Raw genomic sequence first — 962 nt, 5'->3', positions numbered from 1 at the left:
GACTTTGTCTTCAATCTGGCAGGCGTGAACCGTCCCCAGGATGCGTCTGAGTTCATGAAAGGGAACTTCGGCTTCGCCTCCACGCTGCTTGATACATTGAGGAAGCACGGCAATACCTGTCCGGTAATGATTTCCTCTTCCACGCAGGCCGCACTCGACAACCCTTACGGTGAATCGAAGCGGGCAGGGGAGCAACTGTTGTTCGAGTACTCCAGGGAAACGGGTGCAAAGGTACTGGTGTACCGCTTCCCGAATGTTTTCGGCAAATGGTGCCGCCCCAACTATAACAGCGCGGTGGCCACTTTCTGCAACAACATCGCCCATGACCAGCCCATCCGGGTGAACGACCCTTCGGTGGTGATGCATCTGGTTTACATAGACGATGTGGTGGACGAGCTTATCTCTGCCCTGAGCGGCAGGGAACACCGCAACGGGGACTATTGCGAAGTGCCCGTGGTGCATACCATTACCTTGGGTGGCATTGTGGAACTGATAAGGTCTTTCAGGCAAATGCCCGATACCCTGTCCGTTCCGGATTTGAGCGATGCCTTTACAAAGAAACTCTATTCCACATACCTCTCATACCTGCCTGAAGAACGGTTCAGCTATCCCCTGAAGATGAATGTGGACGACCGCGGCAGTTTTACGGAGATTATCCGTACTTCCGACCGCGGGCAGTTCTCGGTGAACATCTCCAAGCCGGGCGTTACGAAAGGCCAGCACTGGCACCATACCAAGAACGAGAAGTTTGTGGTGGTGAGCGGACACGGTCTGATACAACTCCGCAAGATAGGTACGGAGGAGATTGTCAGCTTCGAGGTAAGCGGCGGGAGGATGGAGGTCGTGGAGATGATTCCCGGTTATACGCACAACATTGTCAACCTTTCGGAAACGGAAGACCTGGTGACTTTCATGTGGTGCAACGAGTGTTTCGACCCGGCACGTCCGGACACTTATTCTGA

At 54.1% G+C, this 962-nt stretch carries 1 protein-coding gene; it reads left to right on the top strand.

The genetic code is table 11. The features are described from left to right. Positions 1–962: NAD-dependent epimerase/dehydratase family protein (locus DW039_RS20780; protein WP_133302549.1), on the top strand; the 962-nt coding region annotated here is incomplete at both ends.

It is taken from the genome of Bacteroides sp. AF39-16AC (genome assembly GCF_003602735.1).
Lineage (GTDB): Bacteria > Bacteroidota > Bacteroidia > Bacteroidales > Bacteroidaceae > Bacteroides > Bacteroides uniformis.
Note: the sequence above shows the minus strand (reverse complement) of the source record. Positions and strands in the feature narration are given on the sequence as shown.